The organism is Mesorhizobium sp. B2-2-3 (genome assembly GCF_006442405.1).
Lineage (GTDB): Bacteria > Pseudomonadota > Alphaproteobacteria > Rhizobiales > Rhizobiaceae > Mesorhizobium.
On record NZ_VFWC01000007.1, the window covers coordinates 198025 to 216134 of the forward strand.

At 63.2% G+C, this 18110-nt stretch carries 15 protein-coding genes; 7 read left to right on the forward strand and 8 right to left on the reverse strand.

The genetic code is table 11. The annotated features are described in order from the left end of the window. Nucleotides 1–28 precede the first annotated feature (28 nt). Nucleotides 29–448 carry an MAPEG family protein gene (locus FJ951_RS15125; RefSeq protein ID WP_140494110.1) on the forward strand — a complete coding sequence of 140 codons (420 nt, stop codon included), beginning with the start codon at nucleotides 29–31 and terminating at the stop codon, nucleotides 446–448. 30 nt (nucleotides 449–478) lie between these two features. On the opposite strand, the gene rnd is transcribed toward FJ951_RS15125, so the two are convergent. From rnd to FJ951_RS15140, 3 genes are all read right to left on the reverse strand, one after another. Then, the gene (rnd, locus tag FJ951_RS15130) at nucleotides 479–1630 is read right to left on the reverse strand and encodes a ribonuclease D (protein ID WP_140494108.1); all 1152 of its coding nucleotides are present in this window, start codon (nucleotides 1628–1630) and stop codon (nucleotides 479–481) included. Nucleotides 1631–1705: 75 nt separating this feature from the next. Then, nucleotides 1706–2950: an MFS transporter gene (locus tag FJ951_RS15135; RefSeq protein WP_140494106.1), complete on the reverse strand. Its 1245-nt coding sequence runs from the start codon at nucleotides 2948–2950 to the stop codon at nucleotides 1706–1708. Nucleotides 2951–3049: 99 nt separating this feature from the next. Next, entirely contained in the window at nucleotides 3050–4054 is a 1005-nt protein-coding gene (locus FJ951_RS15140) for a DMT family transporter (protein WP_318012625.1), read from the reverse strand. On the opposite strand from FJ951_RS15140, the gene FJ951_RS15145 reads away from it, so the two are divergent. Both FJ951_RS15145 and aspS read left to right on the forward strand, forming a co-directional pair. After that, complete coding sequence (locus tag FJ951_RS15145; protein WP_140515649.1) at nucleotides 4054–4920, forward strand: LysR substrate-binding domain-containing protein; 867 nt, start codon at nucleotides 4054–4056, stop codon at nucleotides 4918–4920. The genes FJ951_RS15140 and FJ951_RS15145 overlap by 1 nt on opposite strands. 179 nt (nucleotides 4921–5099) lie before the next feature. Continuing rightward, a complete protein-coding gene (aspS, locus tag FJ951_RS15150; protein ID WP_181172245.1) occupies nucleotides 5100–6890 on the forward strand; it encodes an aspartate--tRNA ligase in 1791 nt (596 codons plus the stop codon). A gap of 123 nt (nucleotides 6891–7013) precedes the next feature. Here the strand turns inward: aspS and FJ951_RS15155 are convergent, their stop codons facing one another. Beyond that, entirely contained in the window at nucleotides 7014–8204 is a 1191-nt protein-coding gene (locus FJ951_RS15155; RefSeq protein ID WP_140515653.1) for a hypothetical protein, read from the reverse strand. Nucleotides 8205–8516: 312 nt separating this feature from the next. Here FJ951_RS15155 and parC point away from each other — a divergent pair, with 312 nt between their 5' ends. Together parC and FJ951_RS15165 are read left to right on the forward strand one after the other, a co-directional pair. Next, a complete protein-coding gene (gene parC / locus FJ951_RS15160) occupies nucleotides 8517–10769 on the forward strand; it encodes a DNA topoisomerase IV subunit A (protein WP_140515655.1) in 2253 nt (750 codons plus the stop codon). A 244-nt stretch (nucleotides 10770–11013) separates the two neighbouring features. Then, nucleotides 11014–12213 carry an AI-2E family transporter gene (locus FJ951_RS15165; RefSeq protein WP_140515657.1) on the forward strand — a complete coding sequence of 400 codons (1200 nt, stop codon included), beginning with the start codon at nucleotides 11014–11016 and terminating at the stop codon, nucleotides 12211–12213. On the opposite strand, the gene FJ951_RS15170 is transcribed toward FJ951_RS15165, so the two are convergent. The 3 genes from FJ951_RS15170 to FJ951_RS15180 all read right to left on the reverse strand — a co-directional run bounded on the left by FJ951_RS15170 (nucleotide 12201) and on the right by FJ951_RS15180 (nucleotide 14597). Further along, nucleotides 12201–13097, reverse strand: coding sequence for a DMT family transporter (locus FJ951_RS15170; protein WP_140515659.1), 897 nt, complete (start codon nucleotides 13095–13097; stop codon nucleotides 12201–12203). The genes FJ951_RS15165 and FJ951_RS15170 overlap by 13 nt on opposite strands. Nucleotides 13098–13223: 126 nt before the next feature. Beyond that, nucleotides 13224–13988, reverse strand: a complete 765-nt coding sequence (locus tag FJ951_RS15175; protein WP_140494092.1) for an arginyltransferase — start codon at nucleotides 13986–13988, stop codon at nucleotides 13224–13226. A 138-nt stretch (nucleotides 13989–14126) separates the two neighbouring features. After that, nucleotides 14127–14597 (reverse strand): RDD family protein, encoded by a 471-nt coding sequence (locus FJ951_RS15180; RefSeq protein WP_140494090.1) that lies wholly within the window; start codon nucleotides 14595–14597, stop codon nucleotides 14127–14129. A 201-nt stretch (nucleotides 14598–14798) separates the two neighbouring features. Here FJ951_RS15180 and sthA point away from each other — a divergent pair, with 201 nt between their 5' ends. Further along, on the forward strand, nucleotides 14799–16187 hold the full coding sequence (sthA, locus tag FJ951_RS15185; protein ID WP_140515661.1) for a Si-specific NAD(P)(+) transhydrogenase: 1389 nt from the start codon (nucleotides 14799–14801) through the stop codon (nucleotides 16185–16187). A 24-nt stretch (nucleotides 16188–16211) separates the two neighbouring features. Here sthA and FJ951_RS15190 read toward each other — a convergent pair whose 3' ends face one another. Continuing rightward, the gene (locus FJ951_RS15190; RefSeq protein WP_140515663.1) at nucleotides 16212–17402 is read right to left on the reverse strand and encodes a TCR/Tet family MFS transporter; all 1191 of its coding nucleotides are present in this window, start codon (nucleotides 17400–17402) and stop codon (nucleotides 16212–16214) included. A gap of 80 nt (nucleotides 17403–17482) precedes the next feature. Between FJ951_RS15190 and FJ951_RS15195 the strand changes: the two genes are divergently transcribed. Then, nucleotides 17483–18103, forward strand: a complete 621-nt coding sequence (locus FJ951_RS15195) for a TetR/AcrR family transcriptional regulator C-terminal domain-containing protein (RefSeq protein ID WP_140515665.1) — start codon at nucleotides 17483–17485, stop codon at nucleotides 18101–18103. Nucleotides 18104–18110 lie beyond the last annotated feature (7 nt).

An 18110-nucleotide genomic window follows, 5' to 3' on the forward strand; every position in this document is an offset into this window, starting at 1 on the left:
CTGACCCGGCACCGGGCGGGGAGGGTTCATGAACCAGACATCGATTTTCTGGCCTGTTCTGGCGCACGTGTTGCTGGTCTACATCGTCTATGGCGCCATGGCCCGGCGCAGGTATGTCGCCATCCAATCGGGCGAAGCCAAAGTCAGCCAGTACAAGGCGCGCTCGACCGAGCCGGCCTCCTGCGTGACAGTTGCCAGCAATCTCAGCAACCAGTTCGAACTGCCGGTGCTTTTCTATGTGCTGTGCCTGATGTTGCACCTGACCAACGGCGTCAACTATCTGACCTTGGCCCTGATGTGGATCTTTGTCGCGACCCGCTATTTTCATGCCTGGGTTCACCTGACCAGCAACAATCTGCTCCTGCGCAGCCGGTCTTTCTCCCTGGGGGCAGTGATTCTTTTGCTGGGCTGGATCTGGCTCGCGCTGCACCTGCTCCGGGTGGTTTGAGCAGTACTCCCCTTCGTTGGGGCGCTCCGCCTACAAATCGAACACCGCTATTTTGCGCTTGTCGAACTTGATGCCGATCTCGCCGCGCACCAGCTTCAGCGCCGCCTCGCCGAAAACGGCGCGGCGCCAGCCCTGCAGCGCCGGCACGTCGGCGGCTTCGCCTTCGGCAGCGATGCGGTCGATGTCGTCGCTGGAAGCCAGGACCTTCGATGCGACGCCTTGCTTTTCGGCCACGATCCTGAGCAGCACCTTCAACAGCTCCGCGGCGGCGCTCGATCCCTCGGGCGGCTGAAAACTCTTTGGCAGCTTCGGCAATTGCTCCTTGGGCAGAGCTAGTGCGGTGTTGACCGCGCCAAGCAGCGCCGCCGCGGTCGAGGAGCGCTCCCAGCCCTTCGGTATCGTGCGCAGCTTGGCCAGCGCGGCCGCGTCGCGCGGCGCCTGCTGCGCCACCTCGTAGATGGCGTCGTCCTTGAGCACGCGGCCGCGGGGTACGTCGCGTTCGCGCGCCTCGCGCTCGCGCCATGCCGCCACGGCCTGCACGATCGCCAGCTCCTGCGGCTTGCGCAGCCGCATCTTCAGCCGCTTCCAGGCATCCTCGGGGTGCGGATCGTAGGTTTCGCGCGAGGTCAGGACGTCCATCTCCTCGTTCAGCCAGTGGGCGCGGTTCTCCCGCTCCAGTTCGGCGCTGAGATGCTGGTAGACCTCGATAAGGTGGGTGACGTCGGCAAGCGCATAGTCGAGCTGCTTTTCGGACAGCGGCCGGTGGCGCCAGTCGGTGAAGCGCGAGGACTTGTCGAGCCGCGCGCCGGTCACGCGCTGCACGAGCTGATCGTAGGAAACGCTGTCGCCGAACCCGCAGACCATCGCCGCAACCTGGGTATCGAACACCGGATGGGGAACGAGATCGCCCAGATGGACGATGATTTCGATGTCCTGCCGCGCGGCATGGAAGACTTTGACGACAGATTCATTGGCCATCAGCCTGAAAAACGGCTTCAGGTCGATGTCTGGCGACAGCGGATCGATCAGCGCCGTTATTCCGGGCGCCGCCATCTGGATCAGGCACAGGATCGGCCAGAAGGTCGTTTCCCGGATGAATTCGGTGTCGACGGTGACGAAATCCGATTTTTCGAAAGCGGCGAGAACGGTCTCGAGTTCTTTTTGGGTGGTGATGACGTGCATCAAATCGCTTTTGGCAGGAGTAGGGTCTTCCTAGATTTCAGCCGGGAAGGCTTTCGTCAAGCGTTGGCGCTCGCATCACGGCCCGTCCGGCCCGTCCGGATCGCCGTTTCTTCTCGCCAGCCGGGCGAAAACCGTCGAGGTGCGCAACAGCGCGGTGAAGCGGCTGCGCTTGCCAGCCGGCACGCCCGATCGTGCCCGCATCCGATAGAGGATGACGGCGATGAAGATTGCATAGACCAGCGCGCTGAACACGAACAGCGCGCTTGGGCCAAAATACTGCATCGCCGTCGATGCGGCGAAAGGGCCGCCAATGGCGCCGAAGGAATAAAACAGCATCAAGGCGGCGTTGATCAGAACGAACTCGCCCGCGCCGGCGCGGTCGTTGGAGTGCGCCGCCGACAGCGAGTAGAGCGGCATGGCGAAACAGCCGAAGATGAAGATGATGAGGAAGTTGAGAAACGGGTCGGCTCCCGCCACGAACGCAAGCGCCAGCGCTGCCAGCATGGCGCAGCATGTCGTCGCCAGCAGCACCGAGCGCCGGTCCCAGCGATCGGAAAGATAGCCCAGCGGGTATTGGATGAGTGCGCCGCCGAAGATACCGACGCTGACGAAGGTGACGACATCGGCGACAGACATGCCGATCTGCTCGGCATAGACCGGCGACAGCGTGCGGAACGCGCTGTTGGTGACGCCGACGGCGATGCAGCCGAAACAGCCGAGCGGCGAGATGCGCCAGACCCGCGCCAGGTCGAGCTTGACGTCTTCCGGCGGCGTCGGGTTGGAGCGATCGCCCAGCGATACCGGCACCAGCGACAGCGTGATCATCATCGACATGATGGCGAATATGGCGAAGCCGCCCGCTCCGAAGATCGGGATGAGGAACTGCGCGCCGGTGACCGAGCCGATGTCGACCATGCGGTAGATGGCAAGCACGCGGGCGCGGTCCTTGTTGCTGACCCCGGAGTTGAGCCAGGCCTCCATCACCGTGAACAGGCCGGCGAAGCAGAAACCGCCGGCAAAACGCACCGCGCACCACATCACCGGGTCGATGACCAGAACCAGGAGCAATGTGCCGGCCGAGGCGGCCGCGGCCAGCGCCGAGAAGGTCCTGACATGGCCGACCGCCTTCAGGATGCGGGTGACGGCCAGGCAGCCGAGCAGGAAGCCGGCGAAATAGAACGTGCCCATCAGGCCGATGTCGGAAGCCGAAAAACCTTCCTGCGCGCCGCGCAGCGCGATCAGCGTGCTTTGCAGCCCATTGCCGCCGAGCAGGATGCCTGCGGCGATGAGGAGCGGGATCAGCGGACGGATGGAGGACATTAAGAGGCGATCACATGTCTGTGATCCCTTCTTGAACCATCGCTTCCGTCAATACCAGCGGCAATTCCCCGCGCCAACAGGATGTGTCCGCCTTTCCGTTCAAGGAAGTCGGCGCCTGCCTCCTCGACGTCCCACGGCGAACCGCCCGGCTGCTCCCGACGCGATGGCTATTCCCGCGAGGACAGCGATGAGCCCGACAATTAGGTTTGCATTGATTTGCTCACCGAGAAAGACGGCGCCGAAGATCGATGCCGTCACGGGGTTCACGGCAACTGAAACGGCAACCAGCGTTGGCGGCGCACGTTCAAGCGCGAACGCCCAGAGGAAGAAGATCAGGGCGCCGCAAATTACGGCCAGGTATCCGCTGGCAACCCATTGCGACGCCTCAAGCGCGGCAAGTCGCGTCAGGCCTCCAGTCAAAGTCGACAGCGCCAACAGGCAGGCCGTGCCGACGGCCATGCCAAACGCGGCGAATGATGTCGGCGCGCAGCGGGTGAGAAAAGGTCGCGACCAGACATTGTAGAGCGCCATGCAGAATGCCGCCGCGATCATCAGGAGGTCTCCGCGCCAGGCGCCCTGGGGAGCTGTCGTCAGGCTGCTGCCAAGCGCGACAGCCACTCCGGCCATCGCGACCAGGACGCCGACGATCTTGCGCGTCGTCGGCGGTTCGATCCCTAGAACCGCGCCTGCGAGCATTGTGAGCACAGGCAGCGTCGAAAGCGCCAGAGCTCCTCGCGCCGCCGTCGTGTAGACAAGGGCTCCGTTGAAGAGCACCGGGAATAGGCCGAAGAACAGCAGGCCCAATGCGGCGGCGCCCGGCCAATCGCTTTTCGCAGGCCACTTGTCCCGCCGCAGAAGCGCTACGGCGGCGAGCACTAGAAAACCACCCCCGAACCGGATCGCGCCGATGGTGAGCGGATCCAGCGAACGCGCGAGATAGCGCGTTGCACCGACAGCGGTGCCGCCAAAGGCGCTGGAGAGAATCGCCGCGAGCACGCCTCCAGTTTCCATCGCTTCCCCTCTGCCAGTTCGGAGTCCAGCGGTATCGGGCAAACCGGGTAAAAGGAATCGAATAAATGCAATGAGCTTGATAAGCTTGCGCAATGAGCAGTCGGAGTCTCGATCCGGAATTGTTGCGGACTTTCGTCGTCGTTGCCGAGCGGCTCTCTTTCACGCGAGCCGCCGAGCAGCTCAATCGAACGCAAGCCACCGTCAGCTTGCAGGTGAAGCGCCTTGAAGAGCGCCTCGACATTTCGCTGTTCCGTCGATCGACGGCCCATGTCGAGCTTACGGCCGCCGGCGAGGGGTTTCTGATCGACGCACGCCGCATTCTTGCACTTAACGAGCAGGCGATTGCCCGTGTCTCCAACCAACGGGTAGCGGGACGCATCCGGATAGGCGTCATGGAGGACTACGGCACCAAGATCCTGCCACGCCTCCTCGCCGATATCGCCGTGCGATTTCCGCTCATGCAGGTCGAAATGGAGATCGGTCTCACGGCGCGGCTGCTGAAACGGCTCGGCTCATCATTTGACGCGGTCATCGTCATGCATCCGGAAGGTGTGGCCGAGGGCGATCTGATATGCCGCGAAAGAGCGATATGGGCGGCGGCGAGGACCCACTCTGTCGAAGAACTCGATCCGCTGCCCGTCGCGTTGTCGGACCCCGATTGCTTGTTTCGCGCATGGGCGATTGACGCGCTCGACAGAGCGGGCCGGCCGTGGCGACTGGCCTATGTCAGCCCGAGCCTTGCCGCGACGGAGGCGATCGTCGAGCAGGGCCTTGCGGTTACCGTGGTCAAGGGCAGCATGCTCGCGCCCGGCCTGCGCGATGTCCATCCTGGCCCTTATGTGCCGCCGCTGCCCGGGGCGGAGATCCGCCTTCATCGGGCCACAACGTCTTCCGCAAGCGCCGCATTGGTCGTCGATCACCTCGCGCATCGCCTGCGGCTGTCAAGCCTTGGTTCATAGGGCGACCTGCGCGCCGGCGAATGCTCCGAAAGAACCCGTCAACCCGGGTTCGTTGCCCTGGCCCTCCGCCCACTCGCCTTGACAAACCGGGCCTCCCATGCGCTTTTCGCGCAAATTTTTCAGGCCGGGCCGCGATGCTTCGGCCGGCAACCCAACATCCCGGACTTTTGCCCATGACAATGCACCGTTACCGCAGCCATACCTGTGCCCAGTTGAGAAAGAGCGACGTCGGCGCTTCCGTTCGCCTGTCGGGCTGGGTGCATCGCGTGCGCGACCATGGCGGCCTGCTGTTCATCGACCTGCGCGACCACTATGGCCTGACCCAAATCGTCGCCGATCCCGATTCGCCGGCCTTCAAGATCGCCGAAACAGTGCGCGGCGAATGGGTGATCCGCGTCGACGGCGAGGTCAAGGCGCGCCTGCCTGAAACCACCAATGCCAACCTGCCGACCGGCGAGATCGAGATTTTCGCGCGCGAGATCGAAGTGCTTTCGGCGGCCAAGGAATTGCCGCTGCCGGTCTTCGGCGAGCCGGACTATCCCGAGGACATCAGGCTGAAATACCGCTTCCTCGACCTGCGCCGCGAGACGCTGCACAGGAACATCGTGGCGCGCACGAAGATCATCGCCGAGATGCGCAAGCGCATGGGCGAGGTCGGCTTCACCGAATTCTCGACGCCGATCCTCACCGCATCGTCGCCCGAAGGCGCGCGCGACTTCCTGGTGCCGTCGCGCATTCACCCCGGCACTTTCTATGCGCTGCCGCAGGCGCCGCAGCAATACAAGCAGCTGATCATGGTCTCGGGTTTCGATCGTTATTTCCAGATCGCGCCCTGCTTCCGCGACGAGGATCCGCGCGCCGACCGCCTGCCCGGCGAATTCTACCAGCTCGACCTCGAAATGAGCTTTGTCGAGCAGGATGACGTGCTCTCCACCATGGCGCCGGTGATGACATCGGTCTTCGAGGCCTTTGCCAACGGCAAGCCCGTCACGAAGGACTGGCCGCGCATCCCCTATGATGTTGCGATGCGCAAATACGGTACCGACAAGCCGGATCTGCGCAACCCGATCGAGATGCAGGCGGTCTCCGACCATTTTCGTGATTCCGGCTTCAAGGTCTTCGCCAACATCCTGGCCAACGATCCCAAGGCCGAGGTCTGGGCCATTCCGGCCAGGACCGGCGGCAGCCGTGCCTTCTGCGACCGCATGAACAGCTGGGCGCAAGGCGAGGGGCAGCCCGGATTGGGCTACATCTTCTGGCGCAAGGAAGGCGAGAAAATCGAAGGCGCGGGTCCGCTTGCCAAGAACATCGGCGAGGAGCGCACCGAGGCGATCCGTCTTCAACTGGGCCTTGCCGATGGCGACGCCGCCTTCTTCGTCGCCGGCGATCCCAAGAAATTCGTCTCCTTCGCGGGCGCTGCGCGCACCCGCGCCGGCGAGGAACTGAACCTTGTCGACCGCGACCGTTTCGAGCTGTGCTGGATCGTCGACTTTCCGTTCTTCGAGTGGAACGAGGACGAGAAGAAGATCGATTTCGCCCACAATCCGTTTTCGATGCCGCAGGGCGGCATCGACGCCCTCAACAACCAGGAGCCGCTCGGCATCAAGGCGTTCCAGTACGACGCCGTGTGCAACGGCTTCGAGATCGCCTCGGGCGGCATCCGCAACCATTTGCCCGAAACCATGGTCAAGGCCTTCGAGATGGTCGGACTGGATCGCCAGACCGTCGAGGAGCGCTTTGGCGGCCTTTACCGTGCGTTTCAGTACGGCGCCCCGCCGCACGGCGGAGCGGCATTCGGCATCGACCGCGTCGTGATGTTGCTGGTGGGCGCCAAGAACCTGCGCGAGATCACCATGTTCCCGATGAACCAGCAGGCTTACGACCTGTTGATGAATGCGCCGTCGGAAGCCACGCCGCAGCAGCTTCGCGACTTGTCGCTGCGTGTCGCACCGATCAAGAAAGAGGCATGATGGCGCTTCGGACGGCGCTTTAAAGAAGCCTCCGAAGTGACTCGTTCGATTGAGAATCGCAGGCAAAAGCCCGGCATCGCTGCCGGGCTTTTCGTATCTTGAAGCAAGTCGAGGTCGCTTCGATCAGTCTTCGTTGGCTTTGACGGTGACGCCGAGCGTCTTCGGCAGGTCGGTCGGATTGGACATGGCGCCCGCCATGATCAGTGCGAACGGCACCGACGCCGGCGGCTTAGCCGAGATTTCGAGGCTCTTCGGATCGTCGAGATATTTGCCGACCGCCGCCGTTACCTGCGCCGTCAGCTCGGGATTGTTGAGCTGCGCCATGCCGAACGGCACGATCGCCTTGGCCTGATTGGCGATATCCTTGCCCGACATGCCTTGCTGCTTGCCGACATAGTCCAGCACCTTGCCCGTCAGCGAATCGTCGTCGAAACGGATCGAGGCGCTGTTGAAGGAAAGCTGCTGCAACAGGCCGAGCATGGCCATGCCTTGCGCCGAGTTGTCGGCCCCTTCGGGCTGCGCGGCCATCTTCTTCTGCATTTCCTGCAGCGACTTGATGAAGTCGAGCGTGTAGCCGCCGAGATCGAAGGTCATGCCGAGCGTGCCGGCATTCTCGACCGAAATGTTGTATTTCGACAGCTCCATCTTGCCGTCAGTGGGCTGCCAGGTGCCGGCCATCTCGAAATTGCCCGCAATGTTCTGGTAGCCGAGTGCGTTGATGACTTCCTTCGACTTGGGATCCTCGACCAGCGTCAGGTCGGCATTGAACTTCTCGGTGGTGCCGGTGAATTTCATCGCTTGGCCGTCGGCCGGCGGCGTGATTTCGATGGCAAGCCCGTCCATCGAGAAAGCGGTCTTGTCGGCGATCTTGACCCTCATGTTCGAGAGTTCGGCGGACTTGTACATCATCAGCGAGCCCAGCGGGCCGCTGGCGCCGCTGGCCGGAACCATCATGTCGTGGATGACGAGGGGGCTTAAATTGAGGGTGACGCCGTCTTTGCTATGTTCGAATGCCGAGGTCGACACGGTTGCGATATCATAGCCGCCATTGGCTTCGGTCACGCCTTCGAGTTTGACGTCGCCGATCGCAAGGGCCTCTTTTTCCGCGCCCGGTTTGATGGATACGCCCTGCAACACCATGCTGGCGTTGTCGCCGGTCACGCCGGTCCAGGAGATGTTGACACCCTGCGCGGCAAGTGCCGCCTTCAGCCGGTCGGCGACCGCGGTGTCCTGGGCGAGCGCCGCGTTCAGCGGCAGTGTGAGCAACAAGGTCGAAAAGGCGAATTTCCTGAGAGTCGAGCGTTTGATTGTCATCGCGAATGCCCCTGCGAGTGTCCTGAAAATTATTTTTCAATTTTTGGCGCCATCACCCTTCAGTGACGAACTGGACGGGAAAAAGGCGCATCCCGCCACAATGGTCAAAAATCGCGGCGAAAGGCAAACTCGATCCGAACATGCTGGAGACCGGGCCGCCGAGCGTCGTCGCGCTTCGCAATAGAGACGGCATGTAACAGATTGATGTTGGCTGGCGGGCTTGCCTGCGGCTTCGTGTTGCAGGGCAGGGCATGCACCCACTTCAAGGCTTGCCCTCTTGCCGCGAATCACCCGCTCGGCTAGTTCCAGCCCATGGGAAAAAGGCTTTTGCCGCCTGACAATGGTGGCGGCGATCATATCGAACCGGTCGACCTGAAGAAGGCGCTGGAAGAGCGCTATCTTGCCTATGCGCTGTCGACCATCATGCACCGGGCGCTGCCCGATGTCCGCGACGGGCTGAAGCCGGTCCATCGCCGCATCATGCATGCCATGCGCCTGCTGCGCCTCAACCCCGACCAGGGCTTCGCCAAATGCGCCCGTATCGTCGGCGAGGTGATGGGCAAGTTCCACCCGCATGGCGACCAGTCGATCTACGACGCGCTGGTGCGATTGGCGCAGGATTTTTCGATGCGCTACCCCTTGGTCGACGGCCAGGGCAATTTCGGCAACATCGACGGCGATAACGCCGCCGCCATGCGCTACACCGAAGCGCGCATGACCGATGTGGCGACCGAGCTGCTCGCGGGCATCACCGAGGATGCCGTCGACTACCGGCCGACCTACAATGAGGAGGACGAGGAGCCGGTGGTGCTCCCGGGCGCCTTCCCCAACCTGCTGGCCAACGGCTCGTCCGGCATCGCGGTCGGCATGGCGACATCGATCCCGCCGCACAACGCGGCCGAACTTTGTGACGCCGCCCTTCACCTGATCGAGCATCGGGACGCGCCGGTGGCCAAGCTGATGGATTTCGTCCAGGGCCCGGATTTCCCGACCGGCGGCATCATCGTCGACAGCCGAGCCTCCATCCTCGAAGCCTATGAAAGCGGCCGCGGCGGCTTTCGCGTGCGGGCAAAATGGAGCCAGGAAGACCAGGGCAGGGGCACCTGGAGCATCGTCGTCGCCGAAATCCCCTATGGCGTGCAGAAGGCGCGGCTGATCGAGAAGATCGCCGAGCTCCTGATGGCGCGCAAATTGCCGCTGCTCGAGGACATCAGGGACGAGAGCGCCGAGGACATCCGCGTCGTGCTGGTGCCCAAGAGCCGTTCCGTCGATCCCGGCATCCTGATGGAATCGCTGTTCAAGCTCACCGAGCTTGAAAGCCGTTTCCCGCTCAACATGAACGTGCTGTCGCGCGGCAAGGTGCCCAATGTCCTGTCGCTGAAGGGCGTGCTGCAGGAATGGCTCGAGCATCGCCGCGACGTGCTGATCCGCCGCTCGAAACATCGCCTCGGCGAGATCGAAAGACGGCTGGAGATCCTTGCCGGCTACCTGATCGCCTATCTCAATATCGACGAGGTGATCAAGATCATCCGCGAGGAGGATGAGCCCAAGCAGGTCATGATGGCCCGCTGGTCGCTCACCGACACCCAGGCCGAAGCCATTCTCAACATGCGCCTGCGCGCCCTGCGCAAGCTGGAAGAATTCGAGATCCGCAAGGAATTCGACGGCCTCACTGCCGAAAAGAAGCAGATCGAGGCGCTGCTTGCGTCCGAAGCCAAGCAATGGGGGACGATCAAGTGGGAGGTTGCGAGCCTGCGGGACAAATTCGGCCCCGAGACCGAGCTCGGTAAGCGCCGCACCCAGTTCGCCGATGCGCCCGAGCATGACCTGACCGACATCGCACATGCCATGATCGAGCGCGAGCCGGTCACCGTGGTGGTTTCGGAAAAGGGCTGGCTGCGTGCGATGAAGGGTCATCTGACCGATCATTCGCAGCTTGCGTTCAAGGAAGGCGACAGCCTGAAACTCGCCTTCCATGCGCAGACGACCGACAAGATCCTGGTGTTCACCACCGGCGGCAAATTTTACACCATCGGCGCCGATCGGCTGCCGGGCGGGCGCGGCCATGGCGAGCCGATCCGCATCATCGTTGACATGGACAATGACCAGGACATCGTCACCGCCTTCGTTCACGATCCGAAGCGCAAGCTGCTGCTGGTCTCGCATGACGCCAACGGTTTCATCGTGCCGGAGGAAGAGGTCGTCGCCAACACCCGCAAGGGCAAGCAGGTGATGAACGTCAAGGCGCCCGACGAAGCCAAGCGCTGCGTGCCGGTCGGCGGCGATCATCTGGCTATCGTCGGCGAGAACCGAAAGATGCTGGTGTTTCCGCTGTCCGACATTCCGGAAATGAGCCGCGGCAAGGGCGTGCGGCTGCAGAAATACAAGGATGGCGGGCTTCTTGATCTCAAGCCATTTACGCTGGAGACCGGTCTTTCCTGGCAGGATTCGGCCGACCGCACCTTTACAAGGTCGCGCGAGGAATTGGCCGAATGGATCGGCGCCCGCGCGTCGGCTGGCCGCATGGTGCCGAAGGGTTTCCCGAGGACCGGGAAATTTGGGTAATCTCCCCCCTCGAGGGGGAGATGCCGCCGAAGGCGACAGAGGGGGTCGGTTCGACTGGACGCAACCTCATTGCTTTGAACAAAGAATGCTAGCGCCTTACGCGCGGCTACCCCCTCTGGCCTGCCGGCCATCTCCCCCTCGAGGGGGGAGATCCGCAGCTTCACCATCACCTTTTGAACTATCATCACGATTGCTGCACTATATCAGAGCATAAGCCGCGGGATGGCCGGGGAGAGACGAGCGTTTGAAGGAAGCGAAAATCCAGAAACCGGGGCAGCGCCTGTTCGGTCTGTCGACGCCGCTCAGAGCCGCCGTCATCCCACCGCTCTCGGCGGCGCGCTGGCTGCTGGTGCTGATCGTTGCCGCCGGCGTCTATTTCTTCCACGGCTTCTTGTTCCCGGTGCTGGCCGCGCTGGTCATCGCCTTCGCAAGCTGGCCGCTTTACCGGCGGCTTTTGGCCGGTGTCGGCGGCAACCGCACCATCGCCGCCACCTTCGCCATATTGTTCATCCTTGCCTTCCTGGTCATACCGATCGCGCTCGCGGGCACCTACGCCATCAACGAGGTGCGCGAATGGGTCGGCTGGGCGATCGAGACCAACCGGCACGGCGCCCCGACACCGCACTGGATCGCCACGCTGCCTATCGTAGGAGAATGGCTGAACCAGCAATGGACGACCAATCTCGGCCATCCCGGCGGCATCGGCGAACTGATCCAACTGGTCAGCGGCGCCAATATCGGCAGCATCTATCGCGGCGTCCTTGCCGCTGGCGGCAGCGCCTTCGGCCTGCTTTTGACGCTTCTGTTCATGATGATCGCGCTGTTCTTCGCCTATCGCGACGGCGAGCATTTCGCCGGCCAGGTCGATCGCCTGGGCGAGCGCATCCTGCCGACGAGGTGGGAGCGCATCTCACGCGTCGTGCCGGCGACCATTTCCTCGACCGTGACCGGCATGACCGTCATCGCCATCGGCGAGGGATTGGTGCTCGGCATCGCCTACTGGCTGGCCGGCGTGCCGTCGCCCGTGACGCTTGGCGCGCTCACCGGGGTCATGGCGCTGATTCCCGGCGGGGCACCGCTGTCCTTCACGCTGGTTTCGATCTATCTCGCTGCCAGCGGCTCACCGGTGGCCGGCCTGGCTTTGTTCATCTGGGGGACGGTCGAACTGTTCATCGTCGACAAGACCTTGCGACCGAAGCTCGTCGGCGGGCCGATAAAACTGCCCTTCCTGCCGACCTTTTTCGGCCTGATCGGCGGCGTCAAGACGATGGGCTTTCTCGGCCTGTTCATCGGCCCGGTGCTGATGGCACTGCTGGTGGCGATCTGGCGCGAATGGCTGCGCGAGGTGGAAATGATGGACGAGATGCCTGCTTCCCCTGAACAGGAAGGCTCGCCGTCGCTGATCGAGATCGACGGCGAGGCGAAGAAGATTCAGGCCGGATGACGCACCGCAAGGGCGGCGCGGCGCCTGCGTCCGTCATGCAACTGCCACACCGAATGGACCACCAATGTGACGATCAGGATCGCGCCGCCGATCAGGCTGTTGCGTGACGGCGTTTCGGAGAAGATCAGCCATACCCACACCGGTGCCAGCACGGTCTCCAGAAGGTAGAACATCGCCACTTCCGGTCCGGAGATGTATTTGGGACCGGCCGCCAGGCAGAAGAACGAAATCGGCATGATCACGGCGCCGTTAAAGATGATCCACCAGGGCGCGCTCACATGGACGCCTTCACCTGACACCATGAAGGCCGCCAGCACGAGCGACGGAACCACCCCGACGAGCGCCGTGAAGCCCATGTCCTTGCCGCTGGCCCGCGAAATGGTGATGGCCACGGAAATGAAGAAGGCCGAACACAACGCCATGAAATTGCCGAACAGGTGTCCGGTGCCGACGGATCCGCCGACGATTACCAGCACGCCGAGGATCATGACCAGCATCGCCGCGAGCGTCACCGCCCGCGGCTTTTCGCGGAGAAACAACCAGGACAAGAGCGCGGCGAACACCGTGTTGAAGGCCAGGATGAACACCAGGTCGGCGGTCGAGGTGTAGAAGACGGCGGTGACGAAGGTGATCGAGGTCAGCCCGTAGCATATCGCGGCCGCCAGTCCCGACCAGCCTGGAATGAGCTGAGGCGCGTTTCGGCTGAGCGCCCGCCAGACAGCCCAGATGATCATTGCGGCGATGAAGGTGGCGGCCCCGCGCAAGAGCAGGATCGTCCATGCGCCGCCATCGGCGAGGCGGATCAGCGGAATGTCGAGGGTCAGCGTCAGGCCGCCAATGGCGGTTATCAGAAGGCCCTTCTGGTGGTCGCTGTGGGACGTCATTTGCAAACTTTCGTAATGAAATACAGATGGGACAGCCGATCGGCGCAATGACGCACTCTCCCGCCAAGCGGCTGAAAGACCAGCATCCCCTGCGTTGAAACAGTTAAACGTGGATCTTGGAAAAACTCAGCGTGAGACCGCTTCGTTGGTGTAGCGCTCCCAGCCCTTCGGGCCGAGATGCTCCTGCGGCATGAAGCGCATCTTATAATTCATCTTGCGCGAGCCGTTGACCCAGTATCCCAGGTAGACATGGGGCAGCCCCATCGCCCTGGCGCGAGCGATGTGATCGAGGATCATGAACGTGCCGAGAGACCGCTCCTCGAAGTCGGGATTGAAGTAGGAATACACCATCGACAGGCCGTCGGCCATCTTGTCGGTGAGCGCCACCGCGATCAGCTCGCCCTGTCCCTTGCCGGTGATGAAAGTATCGGGCCCGCGCCGGCGATATTCGATGACCTTGGTGTCGACATGGGTGTCCTCGACCATCATGGCGTAGTCCAGAACCGTCATGTCCGACATGCCGCCGCGGCGGTGGCGGGCATCGAGATAGCTGCGGAACAGCGAATATTGTTCGGTCGAGGGCTCGGCATTGTGCATGGCGCCGACGAGATCGGAATTGTGCTGCAGCACGCGCTTCATGTTGCGGCTGGCGACGAATTCCTGCGCCAGGATGCGCACGGAGACGCAGGCGCGGCAGGTTTCGCAGGCCGGCCTGTACGCGATGTTCTGGGAGCGGCGGAACCCGCCTTGGGTCAGGAGATCATTCATCTCTGACGCCTTGTCGCCGACCAGATGCGTGAACACCTTGCGCTCGAACTGGCCGTCGAGATAGGGGCACGGCGACGGCGCGGTCAGGAAGAACTGCGGCGACTGGGTCGGGTGCTGCGTCATCGAGTCTCGGAAACACTCCTTCGAATCGCTCTACCTTTGGCGCGGAAAGCGAAAAATTCAACAGGATTGTGAAGGCGTGGCCATGCGGACGCCTTCACATTTGTGCCGACGCCGCGGCGATGCTTGCGAAAATGCGCCTCAGCGGCCGGTGCGGCTGACCACCGTGCCGAGCAGCAGGTCGTGCAGCGTGCGCTTGCGATCGGAAAACAGCGTCACCAGCAGCACCAGCGGCGACAGGATGACGTTGCCGGCCCAGAACAGCACCGAATGGACCACTGCCGTGAGCCCGTCGATCGGCCTGCCGTCGAGCCGATCGAGCCGGATGCCCATCATCTTCATGCCCGTGGTCGCCTGGTCGGCGCTGCCAAGCGTGTTCCAGATGTAGAGAATCGCGACGGCCGGGACCAGGACGCCAAACAGCATCCAGCCAAGGCCGAGGGTCAAAAGTCCGAGGAAGAACACCAGGATGGCGACAGGGATGGTGAGCAGCGCGACAATGACATAGTCGATCATGACCGCCAGGACACGCCGCGTGCGTACCCCTTCATAGGCCCTCACGTCGTCGAGCCTGGTATTGATGATTTCACCGTCGAGAACGCGAGCGTTCATGTCATTTCCTCGTAACAGGGGCCTGCTTAGCCTGCGCCCCACCTGCTGGGAAAATGGTAAAGGCTGATGGCGGAATCAAGATCGAGCCTTTCCCGGTGCGCAAGGCGGGGGAAGCGGCCGGCGGGCCGGTTGAATTCGCGCCTGACATGGCGTTAGCTTGTTGCGGCGCACCAAAAGCGCCAAGGGGCAGGGACGGGCAGGATGGATTACGACATGCTGGTCATTGGCAGCGGCCCTTCCGGCCGTCGTGCCGCTGTACAATCGGCCAAACTCGGCAAATCGGTACTGGTCGTCGACAGGGGGCGGCGCCTGGGCGGCGTTTCCGTGCACACGGGCACCATTCCGTCGAAGACGCTGCGCGAAACCGTGCTCAATCTCTCGGGCTGGCGTGAGCGCGGCTTCTATGGGCGCGGCTATCGGGTTAAGCAGGACATCTCGGTCGGAGACTTGGTCGAGCGCCTGCACAAGACGCTCGACCACGAGGTCGAGGTGCTGCAGCACCAGTTCATGCGCAACACGGTCAAGAGCTCCCGCGCCGCGGTGAAATTTCTCGGGCCCAACAGGGTCAGCCTGACATCGGACAATGGCGACTACAGCGAGGTCGGCTTCGCCAATGCGCTGATCGCCGTCGGCACCAGGCCGCACCGGCCGGGCGACGTGCCGTTCGACAAGAGCCGCGTGTTCGACAGTGACGAAATGCTCGAGCTCGACCGCTTGCCGCGCACGCTGACGGTCATCGGCGCCGGGGTCATCGGCGTCGAATACGCGACGATCTTTTCGGCACTCGACGTGCCGGTGACGCTGGTCGAGCCGCGCAACACGATCCTCGATTTCGTCGACCGTGAGATCGTCGACGACTTCATCCACCAGATGCGCGACCGCGGCATGACCATCCGGCTGGGAAGCGCCGTGAAGGAGATTGCCTCCAGGCCCGACCATGCAGAGGTCACGCTGGCCGACGGGCGCACCATACGTTCCGAGATCGTGCTCTACGCCGCGGGCCGCACCGGCAATGTCGGTAGCCTCGGCCTCGATGCGGTCGGCATCGAGGCTGACTCCAGGGGACGCATCAAGGTCGATCCGCACACCTTCCAGACCAGCGTGCCCAACATTTACGCCGCCGGCGACGTGATCGGCTTTCCGAGCCTGGCCTCCACCTCGATGGAGCAGGGCCGGGTAGCCGCGTGCCATGCTTTCGGCGTGACCTTGCCGCCGCCGCCGGAAGCCTTTCCTTATGGCATTTACGCGGTGCCCGAGATCTCCACCGTCGGCCAATCCGAGGAACAGGTGCGCGAGAGCGGCGCCGCCTACGAGGTTGGCGTGGCCCGTTTCCGCGAGACCTCGCGGGGCCACATCATGGGCGTCAACACCGGCTTCCTGAAGCTTCTGTTCTCGATCGAGACACGCCGCTTGCTCGGCGCACATATCGTCGGCGAGGGCGCCACCGAACTGATTCACATCGGCCAGGCGGTGATCAATCTGGGTGGCACGGTCGACTTCTTTGTCAACAATACATTCAACTATCCCACGCTGGCCGAGGCCTATAAGATCGCCGGGCTGGACGCCTGGAACAGGATGGGGCAGGGATAACCCTGTCGCCGGCCACTATTATCCTCACTCCGCCGCCTCCCGTTTGGCCGTGGGCGATCCGGTTGCGAGCAGCAGGGGCAGGCAGAGGACATAGAGGGTCGCGCCCGCGACCCACACCATGCCTGGGAAGACCATTCGAGTGCGAAAATAGAGCATGGCGATGACGAGTGGTCCGAGCACCGAGACCAGGCTCGTCATGCTGGTGAGCACACCTTGCAATCGCCCCTGGTGATCTGCCGCGACACGTGACGTCAGCAACGATTGCAGCGCCGGGGCTCCGATGCCGCCGAGACAGAAAAGCGGCAACAGCGCGAACGCCATCCAGCCTTGCCAGGCCAGCGCGATCGACACATAGGCCGTGCTGTCGGCAAGGATGGCGACCATGAGCGCTCGCCTTTCGCCCCAGCGCTCGGCGATCGGTCCGGCGACGAAACCCTGGGCTCCGGCATGGAAGAGGCCGAACAATGCCAGCGAGATGCCCACAGTGAAAAGGCTCCAGCGGAATTTGTCCTGCACGTAGAGAACCCAGACGGTGCCGCCGACTTCGCCGACAAGGCCGAGCACGGCAAAGGCGCCGAGCAGCGGCAGGAGGGCCGGAAAAGTCAGGGCCCAACGCAGCGGCGCCAGCGGGTTGAACGACAGCGGCTCGCCTGTGCCGCCGACCCGCTCCGGCTCCGGCAGCAGAAGGAAGGCCAGCACCAGATTGATGCCGGTGAACCCTGTCGCCGCCAGGAACGGCGCGCGCAGCCAGACATCGCCGAGCAGGCCGCCGAGCGCCGGACCGGCGATGAACCCGACGCCAAAAGCGGCGCTCAGATGGCCGAAGGCGCGGGCGCGCCGCTCTTCGCTGCTGATGTCGACCATATAGGCGGAGGCCACCGCCATGCTGGCGCCCGTTAGGCCGGCGATCAGTCGGCCGACGAACAGCAGCGGCAGCGACGGCGCGAAGGTCATGAACAGATAATCCAGCATCGACCCGGCAAGCGACAGAAGCAGCACCGGCCGGCGGCCGTAGCGGTCGGACAACGCGCCGAGCAGGGGCGAAAACAGCACCTGCATGGCGGCATAGGCGGCGAGGAACGCGCCGAAAATCCAGCCAATGTCCTCGACATGGCTAACCTCGCGCAACAGCCCCGGCAGCACCGGCATGATCAGCCCGATGCCGGCCGCGTCCAGCGCCATTGCCGTCAGCACGACGAGATAGGCCCTTTTCATCGAGATGCTTCTTTCCTAAAGTTTATCGGTGATAAGGTAGCGTTTATCACCGATAAATTGGCTGGGCAAGCGAGGTGCATATGAAGCTGGACAAGGCGCTGATCGTGGCGCAGGCGCTCGAGCTGTTGAACGACGTCGGCATCGATGCGCTCTCGACCCGGCTGCTGGCGCAGCGGCTCAAGGTCCAGCAGCCGGCACTCTACTGGCATTTCAGGAACAAGCGCGCCCTGCTCGACGCAATGAACGAGGAGATCCTGCGGCGCGGCCATGGACATCAGGTACCGCTGCCGGGCGAGAGCTGGCAGGAATTCGTACGCAACAACGCCCGCAGCTTCCGCGGCGCCTTGATGGCCTATCGCGACGGTGCGCGCGTCCATGCCGGTACCGAGGCCGATCCGGGCGATCTCGAACATGTCGAACGGTTGCTCACTTTTCTGCGCGAGGCCGGCATGCCTTCCGTCATGGCCATGCGGTTGCTGATGATCGTCGGGCGCTACACGGTGGGCTGCGTCCTCGAGGAACAGGCAGAATATCCGGCCAGCCCGGGTCGAGGTGCAGCGCTCGATGCCAAGGCAAGCGGTTACCCGCTGCTCAGCCAGGCCCTGGCCGATTATCGTGCGGGCGGTCACGAGGCGCTGTTCGAAAGCGGCCTCGACTTGCTGATTGCCGGGGCGCAGGCCGGCATCGCTGAAGGAGGCTGAGCGCGGC

Bases quoted from the DNA above. Each gene is read 5' to 3' on its own strand.
- FJ951_RS15125 (WP_140494110.1), top strand. From the start codon at position 29: ATGAACCAGACATCGATTTTCTGGCCTGTTCTGGCGCACGTGTTGCTG.
- rnd (WP_140494108.1), bottom strand. From the start codon at position 1,630: ATGCACGTCATCACCACCCAAAAAGAACTCGAGACCGTTCTCGCCGCT.
- FJ951_RS15135 (WP_140494106.1), bottom strand. From the start codon at position 2,950: ATGTCCTCCATCCGTCCGCTGATCCCGCTCCTCATCGCCGCAGGCATC.
- FJ951_RS15145 (WP_140515649.1), top strand. From the start codon at position 4,054: ATGAGCAGTCGGAGTCTCGATCCGGAATTGTTGCGGACTTTCGTCGTC.
- aspS (WP_181172245.1), top strand. From the start codon at position 5,100: ATGCACCGTTACCGCAGCCATACCTGTGCCCAGTTGAGAAAGAGCGAC.
- FJ951_RS15155 (WP_140515653.1), bottom strand. From the start codon at position 8,204: ATGACAATCAAACGCTCGACTCTCAGGAAATTCGCCTTTTCGACCTTG.
- parC (WP_140515655.1), top strand. From the start codon at position 8,517: ATGGGAAAAAGGCTTTTGCCGCCTGACAATGGTGGCGGCGATCATATC.
- FJ951_RS15170 (WP_140515659.1), bottom strand. From the start codon at position 13,097: ATGACGTCCCACAGCGACCACCAGAAGGGCCTTCTGATAACCGCCATT.
- FJ951_RS15175 (WP_140494092.1), bottom strand. From the start codon at position 13,988: ATGACGCAGCACCCGACCCAGTCGCCGCAGTTCTTCCTGACCGCGCCG.
- FJ951_RS15180 (WP_140494090.1), bottom strand. From the start codon at position 14,597: ATGAACGCTCGCGTTCTCGACGGTGAAATCATCAATACCAGGCTCGAC.
- sthA (WP_140515661.1), top strand. From the start codon at position 14,799: ATGGATTACGACATGCTGGTCATTGGCAGCGGCCCTTCCGGCCGTCGT.
- FJ951_RS15190 (WP_140515663.1), bottom strand. From the start codon at position 17,402: ATGAAAAGGGCCTATCTCGTCGTGCTGACGGCAATGGCGCTGGACGCG.
- FJ951_RS15195 (WP_140515665.1), top strand. From the start codon at position 17,483: ATGAAGCTGGACAAGGCGCTGATCGTGGCGCAGGCGCTCGAGCTGTTG.